At 72.9% G+C, this 18621-nt stretch carries 20 protein-coding genes; 13 read left to right on the top strand and 7 right to left on the bottom strand.

What is annotated here, in order from left to right:
• Positions 1-3: 3 nt before the first annotated feature.
• A complete protein-coding gene (locus ABGB12_RS13595; protein ID WP_347677582.1) occupies positions 4-846 on the bottom strand; it encodes a hypothetical protein in 843 nt (280 codons plus the stop codon).
• A gap of 235 nt (positions 847-1081) precedes the next feature.
• Between ABGB12_RS13595 and ABGB12_RS13590 the strand changes: the two genes are divergently transcribed.
• From ABGB12_RS13590 to ABGB12_RS13565, 6 genes are all read left to right on the top strand, one after another.
• Positions 1082-2170 (top strand): NAD(P)-dependent alcohol dehydrogenase, encoded by a 1089-nt coding sequence (locus tag ABGB12_RS13590; RefSeq protein WP_347677580.1) that lies wholly within the window; start codon positions 1082-1084, stop codon positions 2168-2170.
• A complete protein-coding gene (locus tag ABGB12_RS13585) occupies positions 2167-2961 on the top strand; it encodes a DUF6544 family protein (protein ID WP_347677578.1) in 795 nt (264 codons plus the stop codon). The genes ABGB12_RS13590 and ABGB12_RS13585 overlap by 4 nt, the downstream gene beginning before the upstream one ends.
• A 161-nt stretch (positions 2962-3122) precedes the next feature.
• Positions 3123-3986: a universal stress protein gene (locus ABGB12_RS13580; protein WP_347677576.1), complete on the top strand. Its 864-nt coding sequence runs from the start codon at positions 3123-3125 to the stop codon at positions 3984-3986.
• Between the two features lie 42 nt (positions 3987-4028).
• On the top strand, positions 4029-4685 hold the full coding sequence (locus tag ABGB12_RS13575; RefSeq protein WP_347677574.1) for a hypothetical protein: 657 nt from the start codon (positions 4029-4031) through the stop codon (positions 4683-4685).
• A 41-nt stretch (positions 4686-4726) separates the two neighbouring features.
• Complete coding sequence (locus tag ABGB12_RS13570; RefSeq protein WP_347677572.1) at positions 4727-5137, top strand: OsmC family protein; 411 nt, start codon at positions 4727-4729, stop codon at positions 5135-5137.
• 49 nt (positions 5138-5186) lie between these two features.
• On the top strand, positions 5187-6017 hold the full coding sequence (locus tag ABGB12_RS13565) for a universal stress protein (protein ID WP_347677570.1): 831 nt from the start codon (positions 5187-5189) through the stop codon (positions 6015-6017).
• A 7-nt stretch (positions 6018-6024) separates the two neighbouring features.
• Here ABGB12_RS13565 and ABGB12_RS13560 read toward each other — a convergent pair whose 3' ends face one another.
• Positions 6025-7488 carry an AAA family ATPase gene (locus ABGB12_RS13560; protein ID WP_347677568.1) on the bottom strand — a complete coding sequence of 488 codons (1464 nt, stop codon included), beginning with the start codon at positions 7486-7488 and terminating at the stop codon, positions 6025-6027.
• 133 nt (positions 7489-7621) lie between these two features.
• Between ABGB12_RS13560 and ABGB12_RS13555 the strand changes: the two genes are divergently transcribed.
• Positions 7622-8494: a universal stress protein gene (locus ABGB12_RS13555; RefSeq protein ID WP_347677566.1), complete on the top strand. Its 873-nt coding sequence runs from the start codon at positions 7622-7624 to the stop codon at positions 8492-8494.
• 17 nt (positions 8495-8511) lie between these two features.
• Here the strand turns inward: ABGB12_RS13555 and ABGB12_RS13550 are convergent, their stop codons facing one another.
• Positions 8512-8928 (bottom strand): pyridoxamine 5'-phosphate oxidase family protein, encoded by a 417-nt coding sequence (locus ABGB12_RS13550; protein WP_347677564.1) that lies wholly within the window; start codon positions 8926-8928, stop codon positions 8512-8514.
• Between the two features lie 148 nt (positions 8929-9076).
• Between ABGB12_RS13550 and ABGB12_RS13545 the strand changes: the two genes are divergently transcribed.
• Positions 9077-10096, top strand: a complete 1020-nt coding sequence (locus ABGB12_RS13545) for a hypothetical protein (RefSeq protein ID WP_347677562.1) — start codon at positions 9077-9079, stop codon at positions 10094-10096.
• Complete coding sequence (locus ABGB12_RS13540; RefSeq protein WP_347677560.1) at positions 10093-12468, top strand: phosphoketolase family protein; 2376 nt, start codon at positions 10093-10095, stop codon at positions 12466-12468. The genes ABGB12_RS13545 and ABGB12_RS13540 overlap by 4 nt, the downstream gene beginning before the upstream one ends.
• Here ABGB12_RS13540 and ABGB12_RS13535 read toward each other — a convergent pair.
• The gene (locus ABGB12_RS13535) at positions 12413-12868 is read right to left on the bottom strand and encodes a pyridoxamine 5'-phosphate oxidase family protein (RefSeq protein ID WP_347677558.1); all 456 of its coding nucleotides are present in this window, start codon (positions 12866-12868) and stop codon (positions 12413-12415) included. The genes ABGB12_RS13540 and ABGB12_RS13535 overlap by 56 nt on opposite strands.
• 49 nt (positions 12869-12917) lie before the next feature.
• A complete protein-coding gene (locus tag ABGB12_RS13530) occupies positions 12918-13595 on the bottom strand; it encodes a response regulator transcription factor (protein ID WP_347677556.1) in 678 nt (225 codons plus the stop codon).
• 149 nt (positions 13596-13744) lie between these two features.
• Here ABGB12_RS13530 and ABGB12_RS13525 point away from each other — a divergent pair, with 149 nt between their 5' ends.
• Positions 13745-15457, top strand: a complete 1713-nt coding sequence (locus ABGB12_RS13525; RefSeq protein ID WP_347677554.1) for a GAF domain-containing sensor histidine kinase — start codon at positions 13745-13747, stop codon at positions 15455-15457.
• 11 nt (positions 15458-15468) lie between these two features.
• Here ABGB12_RS13525 and ABGB12_RS13520 read toward each other — a convergent pair whose 3' ends face one another.
• Positions 15469-15894: a universal stress protein gene (locus ABGB12_RS13520; RefSeq protein ID WP_347677552.1), complete on the bottom strand. Its 426-nt coding sequence runs from the start codon at positions 15892-15894 to the stop codon at positions 15469-15471.
• Between the two features lie 150 nt (positions 15895-16044).
• Here ABGB12_RS13520 and ABGB12_RS13515 point away from each other — a divergent pair, with 150 nt between their 5' ends.
• On the top strand, positions 16045-16899 hold the full coding sequence (locus ABGB12_RS13515; protein WP_347677550.1) for a universal stress protein: 855 nt from the start codon (positions 16045-16047) through the stop codon (positions 16897-16899).
• 32 nt (positions 16900-16931) lie between these two features.
• Entirely contained in the window at positions 16932-17774 is an 843-nt protein-coding gene (locus ABGB12_RS13510) for a universal stress protein (protein WP_347677548.1), read from the top strand.
• Positions 17775-17953: 179 nt separating this feature from the next.
• Here the strand turns inward: ABGB12_RS13510 and ABGB12_RS13505 are convergent, their stop codons facing one another.
• On the bottom strand, positions 17954-18328 hold the full coding sequence (locus ABGB12_RS13505; RefSeq protein WP_347677546.1) for a DUF3099 domain-containing protein: 375 nt from the start codon (positions 18326-18328) through the stop codon (positions 17954-17956).
• Between the two features lie 74 nt (positions 18329-18402).
• Between ABGB12_RS13505 and ABGB12_RS13500 the strand changes: the two genes are divergently transcribed.
• Positions 18403-18621 (top strand): dodecin, encoded by a 219-nt coding sequence (locus tag ABGB12_RS13500; protein ID WP_347677544.1) that lies wholly within the window; start codon positions 18403-18405, stop codon positions 18619-18621.

Below are 18621 nucleotides of genomic sequence, written 5' to 3'. Positions count from 1 at the left end.
CGCTCAGAGGGACATCGCCGCCAGCTGGTCGTAACGCAGGACCGGCCCCTCGCGGCAGACGCGAACGGGTCCTTCGGGCGTCTCCAGCAGGCAGCGCCCGCACCGGCCGCTGCCGCACTGGATGAGCTCGTGCGCGGCCACCTGGATCCGCGCGGCCTCCATCCCCTGCCCCCGCAGCCTCCGCGCGGTGGCCAGCGCCAGCCGCAGCGGCCCGGCCAGCAGCGCCACGGCCGACTCCGGATCGAAGACCAGCTCCCCCGAGGAGTGCGAGCCGTCGACCACCGGCGTGATCGACCCCGACGGGACGGGCCGGCGCGGGCCCTCGGGCGCGGCGGACCAGACCGCCCCCGCCGCCCACACCCGCAGGCTCCGGTAGCGCGCCGAGTCGGCCAGCGCCCGCTCCACCACCGGGCGCAGCAGGCTCAGCCCCGAATCCCAGCCGAGGAGCAGCAGCTCCCCGCCCGCCGCCCGGCCCAGGTTCCAGCCGTTGCCGCGCGGCCCGGCCAACCCCACCCGGTCGCCGATCCGGCAGGCGTTCGGGCCGCACGGCACCCGCAGCGCCCTGAGCTCCACCAGGGAGCTCTCGCCCACCTGCCCGTCGGACAGCAGCGGCCGGGTGCTCACGTCGGCGGCGGGGATGCGCATGCCGGACTCGGTGTGCAGCACCCAGAACCGGCCCGGCGCCGCCGCGCCGGCCTCCTGCGGCTCGGTCGCGGCCCGTCCGGTGTCGCGGCCGTCGGGGGCGAGGACGAGCGTCATCTCTCCCGGAAGCTCGGCGTACCGGTCCACGATCCGATAGGGACGTGGCGCGGTGGTCCAGATCCGATACCGTTCCTTGCCCGGCACGTACACCCCTGACTTCCCGGCCCGGATCTTCCCGCGGCGATCCGGCGTATTTTGTCGGCCGCACCAGGCTGGAGTCGACGCCCCCCTTCCAGGTAGGGGCGAAAGTCCCTTTCCCGAGGTCATCCCGCCGGAGGCGAAGGTCCCTTCGATCAAGGGACGTGAGCCTCTGCCCCCGCGTGCCGCGCTCTGGTCGGCTGAAGTCCGACGGAGACGCCCGAAAGCGGGAGGAAAGACAATGCGCGCTCTGCGCCTGACCGCCTGGAAGAGCGACCCGGTGCTGGTGGAGGTCCCCGAGCCGGATCCCGAGCCGGGCCAGGTCGTGGTCAGGGTCGCCGGGGCCGGCGCCTGCCACTCCGACCTGCACCTCATGCGCGACTTCGACGAGGGCTCGCTGCCGTGGGGGCCGCCCTTCACCCTCGGGCACGAGAACGCGGGCTGGGTGCACCGGATAGGCCGGGGGGTCACCGGCCTGGAGCCCGGCATGCCCGTCGCCGTCCACGGACCGTGGGGCTGCGGTTTCTGCAGCCGCTGCCGGCTGGGCATCGACACCTACTGCGAACGCCCCGACGCCGCGCCGGTGCCCTCGGGCGGCGGAGGGCTCGGACTCGACGGCGGCATGGCGGAGTTCCTGCTCGTCCCGGACGCCCGGTTCCTGGTGCCGCTGCCGCCGGGCCTGGACCCGGTGACGGCCGCGGCCCTCACCGACGCCGGGCTCACCCCGTACCACGCGGTCCGCCGCTCCTGGCCCAAGCTCCCGCCCGGCAGCACCGCCGTGGTCATCGGCGTCGGAGGGCTGGGGCACCTGGCGGTCCAGATCCTCAGGGCGACGACCGCCGCGCGCGTCATCGCGGTCGACACCCGTCCCAAGGCGCTGGACCTGGCGCTCGAGAGCGGAGCCCACCTCGCGCTGCGCAGCGGCGGGCCCGACGGGACGACCGCGGAGGTCGCGGCGCGGATCCGCGAGCAGACCTCCGGGCGCGGAGCCGACGTCGTGCTGGACTTCGTCGGCTCCGACGGCACCCTGGCGCTCGCCGCGGCGATCCCCCGGATGCTCGGAGACCTCACCCTCGTCGGGATCGGCGGAGGACGGCTGGACTTCTCCTTCTTCTCCCCGCCGTACGAGACGTCGGTGCAGAGCACCTACTGGGGTTCGCGGCCCGAGCTCGCCGAGGTCCTCGAACTGGCGGCGCAGGGCCTGCTCAAGCCCGCCCTCACCCGCTTCCCGCTGGAAGAGGCGATGACCGCCTACCGGCTGATGGAACGCGGTGAACTGGTCGGCCGCGCGGTCATCACCCCGTCCGCCGGAGAAGGGGGAGGAGCATGAGCACGACGGAGACGGCGGCGCGGGAGACGGAGATCCCCCAGCACCTGCCCGAACGGCTGCGGCGGCACTGGAGGGAACTGGCCGGCGGAGGCGAGGGGGAGGGCGTCTTCACCCCCGGCCTCGTCCGGGGCCTGCCCGCGGCGGCCCGCCGATGGCTGCTGCACGCCATCGCCCCGGGCACCCCGCTGCGCACTCGTGTCGAACTGGCCCAGCACGGCCGCATCAAACTGGGAAGCTGGCGCCCGTTCACCGCCGCGCAGGTGCTCGCCCCGCTGGAGGGCTACATCTGGGCGGAGCGGACCGGCGTGGCCGGCCTCAAGGTGAGCGGCTACGACCGGCTGACCCACGGCGAGGGGGAGATGAGACACCGGCTGCTGGGCTTCCTTCCGCTGGTGTCGGCGACCGGACCCGACCTGACGCGCGCCGCCGCCGGTCGGCAGGCCTGCGAGATCGTGTTCGCGCCCGCCGCCGCGCTCGACCCGTCGGTGACGTGGAGGGACGTGGACGACCGCACCGCGGTCGCCGTCGTCCCCGCGCACGGGTGGTCCCACGAGGTGACGCTGACCGTCCGCCCGTCCGGCGAGCTCGACCGGGCCACACTCGACCGCTGGGCGAAGGTCGGGAAAGGGCCCTACCGGAGGCACCCCTTCACCGCCGTGTTCGAGGGCGAGGGGACGTTCGACGGTTACACGATCCCGACCCGGGTCATCGCCGGGTACGGAGAGGGCTCGGCCGCCTGGAAGGACGGGGCCTTCATCACACAGATCGTCGACCGGGCGGTGTACCGCTGACCGACCGGCTCGAGGCATGATCCACTCAGGACGTGGGACACACTGACTACTTACCCGGGCCCCTGATATTCCGTTCCCCGCCCGGGGATGCTGGGAACACCGGACCGCGGCCGCACCCTCCGCGGAGGGCTCCAAGAGCCCGGAATGAAGGAGAGAACACGATGACTCGGCGCCATGGAGTGCTCGTCGGCTACGACGGATCCGAGTGCGGCGACCTCGCCCTCGACTGGGCCGCGGAAGAGGCCGTGCTGCGCGGGCTTCCGCTGACGATCTCCCATGTATGGCAGATCGTCTACCCGGGGTTCGTCGTGCTGCCGATCACCACGCTGAGCGACGCCGCCGAGAGCGTCACCCAGACCGCCGCGGAGCGGATCTCCGGCGCCCACCCCGGCCTGGAGGTGCGCAAGCTCGTGGAGAGCGGCTCGCCCGCCTACTCGCTGATCGAACACGCCAGGGACGCGGAGCTCACCGTCGTGGGCAGCGAGGGCGCCGGCACCGTGCGCAAGGCCCTCATCGGGTCGGTGAGCGCCCAGGTGACCTCGCACGCGCCGGGCGTCGTGACGGTCGTGCGCAGCACCACGGGCGAGGGAACCGGCCCCTACTCCGGGCGGATCGTGGTGGGCGTCGACGGCTCGTCCGCCGCCGACGAGGCGCTGCGGGTGGCCTTCGAGGAGGCGCACCTGCGCCGGGCCGGGCTGACCGTCCTGTGCGTGTGCCCCGACGGCGCCGCCGTCCGGGACACCCCGTTCATCGACGACCGCGTCCTGCGCGAGCTGGCGAGGGAGCGGTTCGAGCGGTCCGTGGAGTCCTGGCAGACCAAGTACGCCGAGGCCCAGGTCGAGAAGGTCTTCCTGGAGGGGGACCCGGTCACCGAGCTGATCACCGCCACCGAGGGGGCCCGCCTGCTGGTCGTCGGCTCCAGGGGAGCCGGAGGCATCAGGAGCATGCTGCTGGGTTCGGTGAGCAGCGCCGCCGTCCGGCACGCCCTCTGCTCGGTCACCGTGGTCCACCCGTCGGAGGACTGAGCGCGACGCCGGCGCCCGCAGGGCCCGAGAAGGGAGACGATCATGATCGGGAGACGAAGGGCCGCGTTGTTCGGCCCGCTCGCGGGGCTCGCCCTCCTGGCCCTCTACGGCTACGGAAGGCTGCTGCTGCCCCGGCTGGCCCGCTACGGGGCGAGCCGGGCGGAGGCCGGAGCCAGGCTGCCCGGGGACGAGCTGATCCCCGACGGGGTGGTGAGCACCATGGCAGTCACGCTCCAGGCCCCGCCGGAGCGGGTCTGGGCGTGGCTGGCGCGGCCGGATCTCAAGGTGGGGGCCAGGGCGGCTCCGCAGCCCGGCGGCGACCCGCACTTCACGGTGGAGGTCCTCGACGCGCCGCACACCCTGGTCCTCAGCTCCGACCAGCGGCCGTCCAGAGGCCGGATGACGGTCCCCGAAGGGCCGCTCCCGCCGGTCTACCGCACCACCGTGCGGGGATTCCACCTGCGGGCGCTGCCCGGAGGCCGCACCCGGCTGGTCGTCCGGACCCGGAGCGAGGGTCGGCCGAGGGCCGTGGTGTGGCTCGCTGATTTCCTCTTCAACCGTCCCGCGTCCTTTCTCCGGCAGCTCCGGCAGTTCCAGGAACTCGCGGCCCTGGCCGAGGCGAAGGAGGAGACGGGGGCGGGCCCGGTGGACGAAGGTCCCGCCGATGCCCGCCCTTCGGCCTCTGCCCGGGGGGTGTAGGGGGCCGATCCTGGAAACAGGGACTCAGGGGGGAGGGACCGGTGGAAGAGATCAACGTCATCCATCGCGACCAGGACGCGTTCGCCATCTTCGTCCGCGACTACGTCGTCCAGGTGGATCAGCCGGTGCCGACGGGGGAGGAGAGCGGGCCGACCCCGGTGGAGCTGTTCGTCGCCGCCATGGCCGCCTGCGCCGCGCACTTCGCGTGCCGCCACCTGAAGAAGAGGGGCCTGCCCTACAACGGGCTGGAGATCGGCGCGCGCTACCTGCTGGGCGGGCCCTCCCCGCAGCGGATCTCCCGGCTCACCCTCACCGTGCGGCCCCCCTCCCGGCTGCGGGAGGAGGAGACCGAGGCCATGATCCAAGCGATCCGGGACTGTCCGGTCACCCAGTCCCTGGTCGTGCCGCCGGACCTGCAGATCGGTCTGGCCGCAGAAGCGCGGGCGGCCTGAGCGCCGGCCGCGCCCGCGGAGCCCGCTGAGACTCACCGAGGGAGTACCCATGTCCGAGATCCTCGTCGGCTACGACGGCTCGCCCGCGTCCGAGCAGGCCCTGCGCTGGGCGGTGCGGGAGAGCACCCTGCGCGGCCTGCCGCTGGCGGTCTGCCACGCCTGGCACTGGCCGTACGCGATGGACCCGGTGCACCTGCCCTCGGCGGACACCGTCCGCAGGTTCGCCGAGAACCTGCTCTACAAGGGCGTCTTCGAGGCCGAGAGCCTCGCCCCCCGGCTCAAGGTCCGCTCGGTTCTGCACCGGGGACCCGCCGCCGCGGCGCTGCTGCACGAGGCCGCGCAGGCGACCCTGGTGGTGGTGGGCGCGCGCGGCGGCGAGGGGTTCCCCGAGCTGCGCACCGGCTCCACCGCCACCCAGGTGGCCGAGCACGCGCTGTGCCCGGTGGCGATCGTCCGCGAGCCCGGGGCGGACGGTCCGGTGGCGGTGGGGGTGGACGGCTCGCACGCCGCCGACGCGGCCCTGGCCTTCGCGTTCGAGGAGGCGGCGGTGCGCAACCGGGAGCTGCTGGCCGTGCACGCCGCGCCGCTGCCGTCCGACCCGGCCCTGCACGAGGGGGCGGCCCGGACGGCCGGAGCCCTGCTGCAGCGGCAGGTCGCGGCCTGGGCGACCAAGTACCCGCAGGTCCAGCTGAAGACCAGGCTGGTGCACGAGGAGCCCAGGGAGGCGCTGCGCGCGGCGGCCGAGGAGGCCGCGTTGCTGGTCCTCGGCGACCGGCAGGACGGCATGCCCGCCACGCTGCGGCTCGGCGCGGTCAGCAGCGCGCTGCTGGACCTGTCGCCGCGCACCCTGGTGGTGGTGCACCCCTGGCGGAGGAGCTGAGGGGCGTTCAGTCCGGGGCCATCTGAGGGCGCCTCGGCCAGTGGTGGGCGTGGCCGTGCGGCCTGACCGCCCGCAGCGCCTCCTCCACGCAGGCGTCGACCGGCCGGCCGGTGTCGACGGCGGTGGCCCCGGACCAGGGTACGGCCTCGGCCGCCATCGCCTCGGCGACCCGGACGTCGGCGTCGGACGGCCCGCCCCGGCGGGCCCGCAGCCGGGCCGCGGCGACCTCGGCCGGGACACGGCACTCCAGGGCGACCAGGTCCGTGTGGGTCCGCCCGGCCAGCGCCGCCGCCTCGTCCCGGAACACCGCGTCGGTCCAGGAGGCGTCGAGGATGACGGACTCGCCCATGCCGAGCAGCTTCCCGGCCCGGTCCAGCAGCCTGGCGTAGGTCTCCTTGGTGGTCCGCGCATCGTAGATGCCCTGCCCGAAGGGGGCGCGGGCGGACTGCTCGGCGGCCAGCCCGGACAGCTCCTTGCGGGTGCGGTCGCTGCTCAGGACGCTCCAGCCGAGCCGGTCGCCCAGTGCGCCGGCCAGGGTCGACTTGCCGGTGCCGGGCAGCCCCCCGACGAGCACGAGCGCCACCGAACCGGCCCGCAGGTGCCGCAGCGCCAGTTCGGTGTACTCCCGCGCGACGGCGGGCCGATCCGACAGGCAGCCGACCTTGGCCCGCACGAACGCGCGGTAGGCGATGTAGTGGTGGCGCAGCGAGGCGGGCGCGGGGTCGCCGCTGAACTCGGCGTACCGGTCCAGGAAGTCGCGGGCCAGGGCCGGCGCGCGGAGCCGCTCCAGGTCCATGGCGAGGAACGCCGCGTCGTCCAGCCCGTCCAGGTATCTGAGACGGTCGTCGAACTCCAGGCAGTCCAGGATGCGCGGCCCGTCGGGGAGGCAGAAGACATCGTCGGCGATGAGGTCTCCATGGCCGTCCACGATCCGGTCGTCGGCGATCCGGCGGGCGAACAGCGGGCCCCGGCCGTCCAGGAAGCGCAGCACCAGGTGTTCGATCTCCTCGGCGCCCGGCAGCCCGTAGGCGACGGTCTCGGAGAGGTTGTCGCTCCAGCGGCGGCGCAACGCGTCCCGGCCGCCCTCCTGGGAGATCTCCGGGGACCGGGGGGCGCCCGCGTGCCAGGCCGCCAGCCTCCGGGCCACCTCTCGCAGCGGCCCGCCCACCGGCTCCCCCATGCGCACGAGCGCGGAGAGCCTGCTCTCGGGATCCATGCGGCGCATCGCCACCAGGTGGTCGCAGACCGTCCCCTCCTCGTCCCGGACGTCGTAGACGCCCAGATAGACGTCGGGGGAGAAACGGCGGTTGAGCTCGACCTCACGCCTGCAGGCCCGTTCCCGGGCCTCGATGGTGGTGAAGTCGAGGAAACCGGTGCGCACCGGCTTCTTCAGCTTGTAGGCGCGGTCGCCCGTGAAGAAGACGGTGGCGATGTGCGTCTCGGCCACCATGGCGGCCCGGCTGTCGGACATGAAGACCCCTCACACGTATGTCACCCGTGTCCAGTCCATCGTGTGCCGGGAATCGCGCGAGAGGGCCGTCCAGCATCACCCCGTGGGACCTTGGTCCTTTCCGCTCCAAGATCTTCGCCTTTACGCTCGAAGGATGAACGAGCGCGCCGAGAGACCCATCATCGTCGGGGCCGACGGCTCCGAGCCCGCCTACGCCGCCGTCGAGTGGGCCGCGACCGAGGCTGTCCGCCGCGGGCTGCGCCTGCGGATCGTCTTCGTCCTGGCGCCCTGGCTCCTGGAGCCGCTGCCCGAGCCCGGCGCGGACAGGCTGCGCCGGAGCCTGCGGGACGGCGGCCAGGAGGTGCTCAGGCAGGCCTCGATCCGCGCGGCCTCCAGAGCGCCGGAGGTGAAGCTGGAGACCGAACTCATCCCCGGAAGCCCCGTCCAGGCGCTGCTGAAGGAGGCGGAGGACGCCCCGATGCTCGTGGTGGGCGGCCGAGGGCTGGGGGAGTTCAGCGGCCTGCTGCTCGGCTCCGCCGCCAACCAGGTCGCGCTGTACGCGCGCTGCCCGGTCGTCGTGGTCCGGCACACCGAGGAGACGGAGCGCGGCGAGATCGTGGTAGGAGTGGACGACACGCCGAGCGCCCAGACCGCCCTGGCGTTCGCCTTCGAGGAGGCCTCGGCGCGTTCGGCGCGGCTGCGGGCCGTCCACGCCTGGCAGAACCCCGCCTCTTTGGGCCCGGGTGAGATGGAGCCGCCGGTCTACGACCTCGAACGGGTCTCGGGCGAGGAGTCGCGTCTCCTGGCGGAGGCGCTGTCGGGCTGGTCGTCCCGCTACCCCGACGTCGAGGTGGCCGAGGACACGGTGCGGAGCGGAACCGTCCGGGCCCTGGCGGGGGCCTCCGCGCGGGCGGACCTGCTGGTCCTCGGCAGCCGCGGGCGCGGAGGCTTCGCCGGCCTGCTCCTGGGCTCGGTCGGCCAGGCGATGCTGCACCACGGCCACTGCCCGGTGGCGATCGTCAGGTAGAGGCGGTCCCGCGGGACTCAGGCGGCCAGGGCGTTGATCCTGCGGCCCGACACGTACCGGCCGACGATCCGGATGCAGAGGTCGCGGGGGCCGGGCGCCCAGGCGGGGATGGAGAGCCGGGAGAGCCGCTCGAGCTCGGCGGGGTCGGTGACGGCCTTGGCCTCGCCGAGCAGGGTCACCGACCAGCCCTGGTGGGACTCGGGATCGAAGTCGTCGGCCTCGAACGCCACGACCGCCCGCTGGATGGCGAGGCCGAGTTTGCTGCCGGGACCGGTCCGCAGGATGACGTCGGAGCCGTCCAGCGCGAAGTTCACCGGCTGGATCGCCGGCAGGGCCCGGTCGGTGAAGGCGATCCTGCCGACCGGGACGGAGGCCAGCAGCCGCAGGCATTCCCGCCGGTCCAGCACTTCGAGTCCATGAGCGTCGACTTCCATGACCTCATCGTGGAGCGGGAGGCGCGGTCCGGGGCAGAGACAAAAGTCCCTGACGGCGAGCGTTGGTCTGCGCGGCGATGGACCTTGGTCCCTGTCGCGTCCGCCACCGCGATGGTGTGCTGAAGAAGAGATCAGGTGAGGGGACACCATGACCGTGAGAACCGACATCGACGGCGTCATGAGAGCGGCCATCGAGGCGGCGGTGTGGGCGCCGTCAGTGAACAACACCCAGCCCTGGTGGTTCGGCACCTCCGCGCACGGGGACGGCGGCGCGCGCATCAGCCTGCACGCCGACTCCGAACGCCGGCTGGACATCGCCGACCCGGACGGCAGGGAGATGCTCATCAGCTGCGGCGCCGCCCTGTTCACGCTGCGCCTGGCCGTCCAGGCCCTGGGCTACGAGCCCCGGGTGCTGCTGCTGCCCGACCCCGCCCGGCCGGGCCTGCTCGCGGACCTGGTCATCGACCCCGCCGCGGAGACCGCGCCGGGCGCCGGGCTGGAGACCGAGCGGCTGTACCGGCAGGTCAAGCTCCGGCGCAGCCACCGAGGCCCCTTCAAGCAGACCGTCGTGTCCGCCGCGGTGCTGACCGCCCTGCGCGAGGAGGCCCACCGGGAGGGCGCGGAGATGCTCCTGGTGTCCGACCCCAGGGAACGCCGGGCACTGGCCGCCTTCACCGAGGTCGCCGAGCAGCTGCAGCGGCTCGACCCCGAGCACCAGGCGGAGGCGGCGCGCTGGGCGCCCCCGCCCGGAAGGCGCCGCTCCGAGGGCATGGTCGAGGACGCCTACCCCGCCGAGGAGGCGCCGGCCTCCCCGCACTTCGTCACCAGGGACTTCGCCCAGGGACGGCCGTGGGGAGCACGCGCGAAGACGCCCGCCGAGCCGGGTATCACCGGCGTGGTGGTGCTCGTCACCACCAGGGGCGACGAGCGCGCCGACTGGCTGGCGGCGGGGCAGGGCCTGCAGCGCATGCTGCTGCGCGCCTCCGCCGAAGGGCTGTCGGCGGCACTGCACACCCAACCCCTGCAGATACCCGAACTGCGCACGCTCATTCGGGTCCGCCTGTGTCACGGAAGCCACCCTCAGGTTCTGCTCCGTCTGGGTGAGGCGGCCGAGACTCTGGGAACGGTACGCAGGAACCCCGACGCGCTCACAGACGAGGAAGCATGAGTGGACTTGACGGACTTGACGCCCTGGACGCCTGGTGGCGGGCCTCGAACTACCTCTCCGCCGGGCAGATCTACCTCCTGGACAACCCCCTGCTGCGCGAACCGCTGCGACCCGAGCACATCAAGCCCCGTCTGCTCGGGCACTGGGGCACCTCACCTGGCCTGAACTTCTGCTACGCCCACCTGAACCGGGTGATCCGGCGGCGCGACCTGGACATGATGTTCGTGATGGGCCCCGGCCACGGCGGCCCGTCCGCGGTGGCCAGCGCCTGGCTGGACGGCACCTACAGCGAGACCTACCCCGACGTCTCACAGGACGAGCGGGGCATGGCACGGCTCTTCCGGCAGTTCTCCTTCCCCGGCGGCATCCCCTCGCACGCGGCACCCGAGACGCCCGGCTCCATCCACGAAGGCGGCGAACTCGGCTACTCCCTGGCCCACGCCTACGGCGCGGCCTTCGACAACCCCGGCCTGGTGGTGGCCTGCGTCGTCGGCGACGGCGAGGCCGAGACCGGGCCGCTGGCCGCGAGCTGGCACTCCACCAAGTTCCTCGACCCGGTCGGGGACGGCGCGGTGCTGCCGATCCTGCACCTCAACGGCTACAAGATCGCCAACCCGACGGTGCTGGCCCGCATCCCCGAACGGGAACTGCTCGCCCTCATGGAGGGCTACGGCCACCGCCCGTACCTGGTGAGCGGCGACGATCCGGTGGAGATGCACCGGCTGATGGCCCAGACCCTGGACCGGGCGATGGACGACATCGCACGGATCCAGGAGGCGGCGCGCTCCGGCGGGGACACCGCCCGCCCCGCCTGGCCGATGATCATCCTGCGCACCCCCAAGGGCTGGACCGGGCCCCGCAAGGTGGGAGGGGTGCTGATGGAGGGCACCTGGCGCGCCCACCAGATCCCGCTGAAGACCCCCCGCGCCGACCCGGAGGAACTGGCCCAGCTCGAGGCGTGGCTGCGCTCCTACCGGCCGGAGGAGCTCTTCGACGAGCGGGGCGCCCCGGTGCCGGAGATCCTGGAGCAGAGCCCGCGCGGGAACCGCAGGATGAGCGCCAGCCCCCACGCCAACGGCGGGCTGCTGCTGCGGCCGCTGGACCTGCCGGACTTCCGGGACTACGCGGTGCCGGTCCCGGAGCACGGCGCGGTCCAGGCCGGGGCCACCACGGTGCTCGGCGGCTACCTGCGCGAGACGATCGCGGCCAACCGCACGAACTTCCGCATCATGGGTCCCGACGAGACCGCCTCCAACCGGCTGTCGGCGGTCTTCGAACGCACCGACCGGGTCTGGCGCGGCGAACTGCTGCCCACGGACGAGCACCTGGCCGAACACGGCCAGGTCATGGAGGTGCTGAGCGAGCACCTGTGCCAGGGCTGGCTGGAGGGCTATCTGCTGACCGGCCGGCACGGCCTGCTCAACACCTACGAGGCGTTCGTGCACATCGTGGACGCCATGTTCAACCAGCACGCCAAATGGCTGGAGGCCTCCCGGAACCTGCCCTGGCGGCGGCCCATCGCCGCGCTGAACTACCTGCTGTCCTCACACGTGTGGCGGCAGGACCACAACGGTTTCACCCACCAGGACCCGGGGTTCCTGGACGTCGTCCTCAACAAGCAGCCCGAGGTCGTCGGGGTCTACCTGCCGCCGGACGCCAACACCCTGCTGGCGGTCGCCGACCACTGCCTGCGCACGACGGACCGCGTGAACGTGATCGTCGCGGGCAAGCAGGAGGCTCCGGTCTGGCTGCCGGTGGACGAGGCGGTCGCGCACTGCGCCCGCGGCGCCGGCATCTGGGAGTGGGCGAGCACGGACGGAGGCACCGATCCCGACGTCGTCCTGGCCTGCGCGGGGGACGTGCCGACGCTGGAGACCGTCGCCGCGGCCCGCCTCCTCCAGAAATACCTGCCCGGCCTGAGGGTCCGGGTGGTCAACGTGGTGAACCTGATGCGCCTGCATCCGCCGTCGGAGCATCCGCACGGGCTGAGCGACGCGGAGTTCGACGCCCTCTTCACCACCGACAAGCCGGTGATCTTCGCCTTCCACGGCTACCCGTGGCTGGTGCACCGGATGACCTACCGCAGGCACGGCCATGACAACCTGCACGTGCGCGGCTACAAGGAGAAGGGGACCACCACGACCCCGTTCGACATGGTGATGCTGAACGACCTCGACCGGTTCCACCTGGTCATGGACGTCATCGACCGGGTGCCGAACCTCGGCGGCAGGGTGGCGCCGCTGCGCCAGCGGATGGCCGACGAACGGCTGCGCTGCCGCGCCTACACCCGCGAGCACGGCGAGGACGACCCGATGGTCAGCGGCTGGAACTATCGACCCGACCAGCCCGACCGGCCGCCTCGGTGGAGTTGAGGATGCGGCGGCCCGAGCGCAGCCGGGGGGAGATCCGGATGAACTCCTCCCGCTCGCCGGGCACCCAGGGCCACAGGTCCAGCCCGCGCAGCCCGATCAGCTCCGCGGGGTCGCTCACCCGCCGGGCCTGTCCGACCAGCACCACCGACCAGCCGGTGCGGTCCTCGGCGTCGTAGTCGTCGATCTCGAAGGCGACCACCGCGTTGCGCAGGGCGGCCGCCAGCTTCGACCCCGGAGAGGTGCGGATGATCACGTCTTCGCCGTCCAGGGCGTAGTTCACCGGCTGGACGGCGGGCAGGGCCTGGTGGGTGAAGACGATCCGGCCCACGGGGGTGGTCTGGAGGAGGGCCAGGCACTCGTCGTCTTCGAGTACCTCCAGGCCTCCGGCATCGAAGGGCATGAGCGCCATCCTGCTCCTGAGACCGCGGCCCTCGTAGGGACGAAGGTCCCTATCCCGCGTCCGGACGGTCCCTGGAGGCCTTCAGTTGGGCGGCGAACGCCGCGGCCTGGGTGCGGCGGCGCATGTCCAGCTTGGCGAAGAGGTTGGAGACGTAGTTCTTGACGGTCTTCTCGGCCAGGAACATGCGCTCGCCGATCTGCCGGTTGGTCAGGCCCTCGCCGATCAGCTCGAGGATCTGGCGCTCCTGGTCCGACAGCGCGGCCAGCGGGTCCTTGCGGTTCTCCCGTTCGCGCAGCCGCTGCAGCATCTGGCTGGTGGACCGCGGGTCCAGCAGCGACTGGCCGGACGCCACGGTGCGCACCGCGCCCACCAGGTCCGAGCCGTGGATCTGCTTGAGCACGTAGCCCGAGGCGCCGGCCATGACCGCGTTGAACAGCGCCTCCTCGTCGGAGAAGGAGGTGAGCATCAAGCAGGCCACCTGGGGCAGCTGCGCCCGGACCTCCCGGCACACGCTCACCCCGTCGCCGTCGGGCAGGCGCACGTCCAGCACCGCCACGTCCGGCGCCGAGGCGGGGATGCGGGCCAGCGCCTGGGCGGCGGAGGAGGCCTCGCCGACGATCTCGATGTCCCCCTCGGCCTCCAGCAGCGCGGCGACCCCCTTGCGCACCACCTCGTGGTCGTCGAGCAGGAATACCCTGATCCTGGAGCCGGGAGTGACCTGTGTCACGGAATGGCCTTCTTCCTATGACGGTATGTTGCAGCTGAAGGTATCGGGACGTTCGGCCGCCAGCAACGGCCGAAGGGCCGGGATTCCGGGACCAAGGTCCCCCGGCGGCCCGATCGTGACGTTACACCTGGAACCAGGAGGCCGGCAGCGTGGACAGCGATTCCCGGCACGGGGTGGACCGGGCCAGGTTGATCCTTCCCCAGTTGCAGCTGGACGATCTGCTGAGCGAGCTGCAGTCCCGGCTGGAGGCCGCGCGTTCCACCCGCGACCGGGTGCACTCCCTTCTGGAGGCCGTGGTCTCCATCGGCAGCGAACTCGACCTCGCCACCGTGCTGCGCCGGATCACCGAGGCGTCCACCACCCTGGTGGACGCCAGGTACGGCGCCCTCGGCGTGATCAGCGACGACGGGGAGAGCCTGGTGGAGTTCATCACCGTGGGCGTCTCGGACGAGGAGATCGCCTCGATCGGGCACTGGCCGCACGGCGGCGGTATCCTCGGCCTGCTGATCAAGGAGCCGCGCCCGCTGCGCCTGGCCGACCTGGGCGCCCACCCCGAGTCAGTGGGCTTCCCCGCCAACCATCCGCCGATGCACCGCTTCCTCGGCGTGCCCGTCAGGGTCCGCGAGGAGGTCTTCGGCAATCTCTACATGGCCGAGAAGCAGGGTGGCGGGGAGTTCGACGAGCAGGACGAGGTGGTCCTCACCGCCCTGGCCACCGCGGCGGGCATCGCGATCGAGAACGCCCGCCTGTACGAGGAGACCCGCCGCAGGGAGCGCTGGCAGCAGGCGCTGACCGAGATCTCCACCGCGCTGCTGTCGGGCACCGCCCCCGACGAGGTGGGCGGCCTGGTCGCCGACCGGGCCAGGGAGATCTGCGACGCCGAGGTGGCCTTCGTCGCGACGGCCGACGAGGTGGCGGGGGAGTTCCTGGTGGCGGCGGCGTCCGGCCGGGGCGCCGAGCGCGTCAGGGGCCTGCGGCTGCCGTTCGAGGGCGCGCTCGGGTCCGACGTGCACGAGCACGACCGGTCGCTGCTGACGGCGGACGCCAGGGGGGCCGCCCCCGAGGACACGATCTGCAAGGAGCTTTCGATCGGCCCGGCGCTGCTGGTTCCGCTGGGTCACGGCGGCTCGGCCCGCGGCGTGCTCGCGGTGGGCAACACCGAGGGCGGCACCGCGTTCACCGAGGTCGTCCAGCGGCTGCTGGAGCCGTTCGCGGCCCAGGCCGCGGTCGCGATGGAGCTGGCGGACCGGCGGCGCGACCTAGAGCGGTTGTCGCTGCTGGAGGACCGCGACCGCATCGCCAAGGACCTGCACGACACCGTCATCCAAAGGCTGTTCGCCACCGCCATGACGCTGATGAGCGCGGGGAAGCTGGCCGACCGGCCCGACGTGCGGCGCCGGATCCAGCGTTCGGTGGACGACCTGGACGAGACCATCCGGCAGATCCGCTCCACCATCTTCGCGCTCCAGGTCGAACCGGACGCGGAGAGTCTGCGCAGCCGGCTGTACTCGGTCGTCGACGACTTCGTGGACCTGCTGGGCTTCGCGCCGTCCGTCCGCTTCGACGGGCTGCTCGACACCGACGTCGACAGCCAGGTCGGCGAGCAGCTCATCGCCGTGGTGTCCGAGGCGCTGTCCAACGTCGCCAGGCACGCCGGGGCGAGCCGAGTCGACATCGTGGTGGACGTCCGCGAAGACCTCATCCTGCGGGTCGAGGACGACGGCTGCGGCATCCCGCCGGGCGGCCGCCGCAGCGGCCTGAAGAACATGGCGGGGCGCGCCGAGTCCCTGGGCGGGTTCATGGAGCTGAAGGACCGCGAGGGCGGCGGCACCGTCCTGCTGTGGCGCGTCCCGCTGCGCTGAGGTCTCACCGCTCAGTCGCGGGGCGCCGTGGCGTGGTCGGCGCAGATGATGAGCTCGCATCCCGGGCGGGTGCGGAGGTTCCCCAGCACCTCGCCGCCCAGCGGGCCGCGGGCCGCGGTCTGGGCGCGGGCCCCGATCAGCAGGGCCTCGGCGTACTCGGAAGCGCGGTTCAGCACTTCGGCCGGGGATCCGGACGCGACGCGCAGCCTGGTGGTGAACTGCTGCTCCATCGGCACGATCCGGGCCGCGATCGCCCGCAGCGCCAGCCAGCCCCTGATCCGCGCGAGCCGGCCGGGCGTGCCCGGCAGCACCCGGACCACCTCGATGGCGGCCTGTCGTTCATGGGCCTCCCGCACGGCCCTGCGCAGCGCCGCCAGGGAGTTGGGGGATCCGTCGACGCCGACGACCACGCGCCGCAGGCTGGTCCTGAGCCTCATGAACAAGTCCTCCCTCGTCTTGCGCACAGCCTTCCGGGGGGAGGGCCGGCCGGGCCAGGGGAGAGCGGTCCTGCGAAGCGGGACGAAGGTCCCTGCGCGGCGTGACCTCCGTGCCTCCCCATGGGGGTGGGGGAAGAGCAGGCTCAGGGTATGAACGAGACTTCCCAGCAGCCGGTCATCGTCGGCACCGATGGTTCGCCCACCTCCCACGCCGCGGTGTCCTGGGCCGCGGACGAGGCCCTCAGGGAGGGCCGGCCGCTGCGCATCGTGCACGTACAGGAGCCGTGGACGCTGGGCCTGCCCGACATCCCGCCGCCGATGGCCGACGAGGCGCGGTCGGTGGAGTCCCGCGAGATCCTCGACGAGGCGGCGGCGGTGGCCGCCGAGGGCCGTCCGGACCTGGTCGTGGAGACCGAGAACATCCAGGGGGAGACGGTGCGCGCCCTGCGCCTGATCTCCGAGCAGGGCGGCGAGCTGGTACTGGGCAGCCGGGGCCGGGGCCGGTTCGCCGAACTGCTGCTCGGCTCCACCACGCTGCGGGTGGCCGGGCACGCGGCCAGGCCCGTGGTGGTGGTGCGGGGTGAGCCCGCGTCCCGCCGCGGCGAGATCGTGGTGGGCGTGGCCTTCGACCACGACCAGACCGGGCCTCTCACCTACGCCTTCGAGGCGGCCAGGCGGCGCGGGGCGCGGCTGCGGGCCGTGCACGCCTGGGACGTCACCGACACCTTCGCCCGCCAGGCCAAGGAGGACCCCTCCTTCATCGACCCGCTCGACCGGCTCACCGAGCTGCTGGAGTCCTGGCGGGGCCGCTACCCGGACGTCAAGGTCGTCGAGGAGGTCGTCAACGAGCATCCGGCGGCGACGCTGACCGACTCCTCGTCCGGCGCCGACCTGCTGGTGGTCGGCACCCACGGCCGCGGCGCCCTGGGCAGCCTCCTGCTCGGGTCGGTCGGCCACGCGGTGCTGCACCACGCCCGCTGCCCCGTCGTGATCGTTCCGGTCTGACAACCGGGCCCGCGCACACTAGCGTCAGAGACATGAACAAACAGATCGTGGTGGGTGTTGACGGTTCCGAGGGATCCACGGCGGCCCTGGACTGGGCGGCCGTCGAGGCGGGCCGCAGGAACGCGCCTCTGCTGCTGGTCCACGGCAGCAGACTGCTGGAGCCGGGGAGCATGCTCGGCGACGAGGCGCTCGGGCGGCTGCGGCAGGAGCGCCTGCAGCTGCTGGAGGCCACCCGTGACGGGCTCCTGGAGGACCTGCCGGGGCTGAGCGTCGAGCTGCTGCTGGAGGCCGACGACCCGGCGCGGGTGCTGGTGGAGCTCAGCCGCGAGGCGCTGCTGGTGGTGGTCGGCACCAGGGGCGCCGGCGGGTTCGAGCGGCTGCTGCTGGGGTCGGTCGGCCTGCACGTGGCGACGCACGGCCACTGCCCCGTCGTGGTGGTGCCGCGCGGCGGGGAGGGCGAGCGCGGAGAGCGGATCGTGCTGGGCGTCGACGAGCGGCACAAGGAGTCCGAGGCGATCGGCTGGGCCTTCGCCGAGGCCGACCTCCGCGGGGTGCCCCTGGTGGCCCTGCACGCGGTGGGCGGTTTCGGCGCGCCCGGTCAGCGCGTCGGGGAGGAGATGGAACTGGCCGAGGCGCTGGCGGGCCGCAAGAGCGAGTACCCCGACCTGGAGGTGGAGTACCGGCTGGCCGAGACGTCCGCGGCGCGGGCGCTCGTCGAGGCGTCCGAGGACGCGGCGCTGCTGGTGGTGGGGGCCCGCAGGAGGCGGCTGGGCTTCGGCATGGTGCTGGGCCGGGTCAACCACACGGTCCTGCACCACTCGGCCTGCCCGGTGGTCGTCGTCTCGGAGCGGGACGAGGAGCAGGCCGAAGGCTGAGGCGGGGAGACCGGTCAAAAGGAAAGCGGCGCAGGGAGGATACGGGGGCAACCCTCCCTGCGCCGCGCATCGGTGTTCCGACGGGGGCCCGGAACACCGGCATCGGGCGCCCCGACGGGGGACCGGAGCGCCAGGTACAAATCGTACACCGAAACCCCCCGGGGTTAGTCAAGAGATTGTCACGGACTGGTTTCTGGAGGAACGCCGGAACCGTTCTCCCCGGAGCCGGTCGTGGAGCGCCCTGGAGGCGGCGGGGACGGGGGGAGCGCCCGGAGTTCGGAGGGGTCGGTGAGGTCCGCCCCTTCGGGGGGAAGACGCCCTCCATTGGCGAAGATCACGCTGGTGTAGGGCAGCAGGATGGCGCCGACCAGCAGGATCCCCAGCAGCACCGGATGGATCCGGCCCCACAGGGCCACGGCCAGGAGAAAGCAGACCATCCGGATCCCCATCGAGATCAGGTAGTGGCGCTGGCGTTCGTCGACGTCCTCCGACAGGGGCCGGGAGGCGTCGGTCACGGTGTAGACGGTCGTCTTCCGACGGGAAAGTGCCCTCACGCCCTCCACGTTAGGTGACGCCCGGGGCGACCCGTGGGTAGGGGGAGGTCATCACAGGCTTTCAGGAGGATCGGATGAGCAACCACACCTACCGGGTGACCGAGATCGTCGGGACGTCCCCGGACGGGATCGACGAGGCGATCAGGAACGGCATCCGCCGTGCCGCGGCCACCCTGCGGCACCTGGACTGGTTCGAGGCCGTCGAGTTCCGCGGCCAGGTGGAGGACGGCGAGGTGGCCCACTTCCAGGTCACCCTGAAAGTGGGCTTCCGCCTCGAGGATCCGGAGTCCTAG

It is taken from the genome of Actinocorallia sp. B10E7, from assembly GCF_039871655.1.
Classification (GTDB): domain Bacteria; phylum Actinomycetota; class Actinomycetes; order Streptosporangiales; family Streptosporangiaceae; genus Actinocorallia.
Note: the sequence above shows the minus strand (reverse complement) of the source record. Positions and strands in the feature narration are given on the sequence as shown.